This window comes from Variovorax sp. P4_D9, assembly GCF_056401695.1.
Map to the genome: position 1 here is coordinate 1 of NZ_JBFUIU010000937.1, position 3,232 is coordinate 3,232.

At 62.3% G+C, this 3,232-nt stretch carries 2 protein-coding genes; one reads left to right on the top strand and one right to left on the bottom strand.

Annotated elements, in window-relative coordinates; translation table 11 throughout:
- A partial coding sequence (locus AC1DY5_RS48640) for a DEAD/DEAH box helicase (RefSeq protein ID WP_478121503.1) occupies positions 1–501 on the top strand: 501 nt, incomplete at its 5' end.
- A gap of 611 nt (positions 502–1,112) precedes the next feature.
- Here AC1DY5_RS48640 and AC1DY5_RS48645 read toward each other — a convergent pair.
- On the bottom strand, positions 1,113–2,621 hold the full coding sequence (locus AC1DY5_RS48645) for a hypothetical protein (RefSeq protein WP_478121504.1): 1,509 nt from the start codon (positions 2,619–2,621) through the stop codon (positions 1,113–1,115).
- Between the last annotated feature and the right edge of the window lie 611 nt (positions 2,622–3,232).

The window sequence follows — 3,232 nt, forward strand, 5'->3', positions numbered from 1 at the left end:
GTGCTGGTGCTGACCGAGCGCACGGAGCACCTTGAGGCCATCCTCTTGGCACTGGCAGCAGTACGGCCACCGCCCTTCGTACTGCACGGCCGAATGTCAAGAAAGCAGCGGGCCGCCCTCATTGCAGAGCTTGACGCGCTGGCGCCGCAGGCGCCGCGCATCCTGTTGGCCACCGGGAAACTCGTCGGCGAAGGTTTCGATCATCCGCCGCTGGATACCTTGGTGCTGGCGATGCCGATATCTTGGAAGGGCACGCTGCAGCAGTACGCAGGCCGCTTGCACCGGGAACACGCCAGCAAGACCGATGTACGGATCATCGACTTCGTCGATACCGGCCACCCGACATTGCTGAGCATGTGGGACAAGCGTCAGCGAGGCTATCGCGCGATGGGGTATCGAATGGCCATCGAGGCGAGCAGTGGTGATGGCGTGTCGCCCCGCGACCTTGGAAAGCGCGTGCCCGCAACTGAGTATCCGATGCAGAAAGAACTCATCACATGAGCCTGTTCGACAACTGCATCAAACACCCCGACGTGGGCGATGGTGGGTTCATCCATGCGCCGCCAGTCACCCGGAAAGTTCGCGCGCCAGGCTCATCAACGCATCGCCCATTGAACGACGGCGCGTTCGTCAACACGAACAGGGCCTTGTGCTGGAGGATCCGAAGGGTCTACATACCCGCCAGTCGCCCGGCGAATGGCAACACTTGCTACCGGCCTGCCCGCTATGGCTTTGACCGGGTTGGACTTGCACCAGCTGGAGTTCAATAAGAGGTTTCACTAGCTCGTCTCAGACTCCCTCTTCCGCGCTTTCCCAGCGCGAGGACAAACAAGTTCTCATAGAAGCAGCCGCTCATGCGCGAATTCGTCCTGGTCGTCCCGTCGCCAGCGGGGCGGCGACGATCGACTCAAGCGGAGCCGGCGCCATCGAGTGTCTGCTGCGGCCAGCACCCCCAAGTCGAAAGTCGTCGCCAACCGGACCACCCATTCGAGCTGAGGCAGGTGTAGTGGAGGTCGGAGGCAAGGAGCGCCCCATGCCGGTGCACAAAGCGGCAGAGTCCGCCATCTTTTCCAAGCACCGCGTGCAGGTACGGCCCTCCCACAATGCCCGCGTCACTTGCCTGTTTCGAGCGTGAGTGCGCAGACGTCTTCCTCGCGCAATTGATGGCCCTCGGCGATCAGCTCTTGCACCGTGCCTTCGTTCAGGTGGCCTTCGAATGCGGCAAGCGCGCGAGTCCGCAAGGCCTTGCTGAAAGGCGCTTCGAGTCCCAGACGATGCTTCGCCTTGTCGAAATAGCCGACCAAGCGCGCGGCGCTGGTGTGGCGCTGTTCTGCAAGCGTCAGCCGGATCGGAATGCCGGCGAAGTCGTCAAAGGCTTCCCATTCTGCACTGCGGCAGCAGTCGAAGAACTCTGCGATCACGGCACGCGCCTGAAGCAAGTCGCCCGCGGTCAACAAGGCAACGGCCTGATAGGCCAGTGAAACGTTGAGCAATCCGCCACGGCGGCGTTCGTGCGCAACCAGATCGCGGCCGCGAGACAACGCTGCCTCGACGTTGCCGAGCGTCAGGTCCGACCTCAGGATTTGTACTTCGAAGACGGCTGCGGAACGGTCAGCACCTGCGAGCTTCGCAAGTGCGAGACCTGCCTTGGCGGCGACCTRCTGGCCTGCGGGGTCGTTCGCATACATCGCCACCGTGCACTCCGCCAACTTGCGATATGCACGCAGGCGTGGCGGCCAATGCGGATCTTCGAGGGCYGTGAGTTCGTCGAGCAGGTGTCGACACTCATCCTGTGGCGCGGTGCCGGCCAATGCCCAGTAGCACAGCGAAAGGTAGAGGCCGCGCGCGCTACCCGATTGACGCTGGAAATCGGCGGCCTTGCTGGCACATTCGCGCATCTCGCGGCAATTCGACAACGCCAGTGACCAGGCCCTTCCGAGCCAGAACCCTGCCAGCACGGCCGGCTCGACGTTGGGCGGGAGATGGGCCGCGAGTTCCGCACTGCGTCGACGATGCTCGTGCATCAGGCCCATCATCGTGAATGAGTGCATCGACGAGCCGGCCAGGGCCAGCGCAAGCGGCATGTCGTGTTGCTTGCTCCACTCAAGGGCTGCGCGCAGGTTGCCAAGTTCGGGCGCACATGAGGCACGCCATGCAACATCGCTCGTGACCCAAAGGCATTCTTCGCCGCCTTGAAACCTCTGCCAGATTGCCTTCGCATGCCGATGCTGCGCCTCATGCAGTTCGTCCGATGCGCGCAGTTGATCGAGGGCATATTCACGCGTGCTTTTCGAGCAATTGGTATCGAGGCGGATCGCCGTGATCGGTAACGACGAGCGAGCGGTCGACCAATTCCGCCAGCGCATCGACAAGCGCTGACTCGTTGATCGCGCGGCCTTTCCTGGCCCACGGCCGGTCCACTTCGGAACTTGACCTTCGCGGATGCCAACGGACGACCTAGACGAAATCGCGTGTGAGCGGCCGCTCGCGCATGTCGTGAACTTGCGATGCGGGCCAGCGCCGAAGTCCGGGCTGCGACCGTGAAAGTCTCCCATAAGGTTCAGCGTGTTTGGATCAATGCGATCGTCGGGCGTACCGTGCACCGCCGTGTCGGCCGACAATGACGCCTACTCGACTGAAGCTTGACTTTAGGCAACGCCAAGGTCGACTTCTTTGGACAACCGCGGTCAGTCGGCAGCCAATTTCGACCGGCAGCAGCCAGTCTGGAGCACGCGTTCGAGCTTGGACCTCGAACTAGAACTGTCGGCCATGTCAGCGAAGGTCAAGTTCCGAAGGTAGACCCGGTGATGGCCGACAGTCCCAGTTCACGGAGTTGGCTCGAAAGTGCACTCAAGACTGGCCATTCGCGAAAAAATTGCCAAGATCTGCATTCGTCAGCCGCCGACATTCGACAGGCCGAAGGCGAATTGCAGCAGCCAGGACTGCCGGATGGGTCGAGGCGCCGTGCCGCGCAGCAACATGAGGGACGCTTTATTGTCGGCGCGAACTATGGCTTGAGAGCGAACGGGCCGTCGCCGAGTTGGTCCTGCATGAACGCGACGCACACGCACACCATGGCAGAGTTGCTCAGCCGTACGTGCTCGCCGCCCAAATGTCAGCGGGTCGCGTGTAGGCCGTCAGGCTGGGGAACAGGCGTCCCGCGAGCAGGTCTTCATGCAAGTCCCAGCTCGTTTGCAACAGATGCCGTGGCCATAGTGCCGCTCAAGTAGGC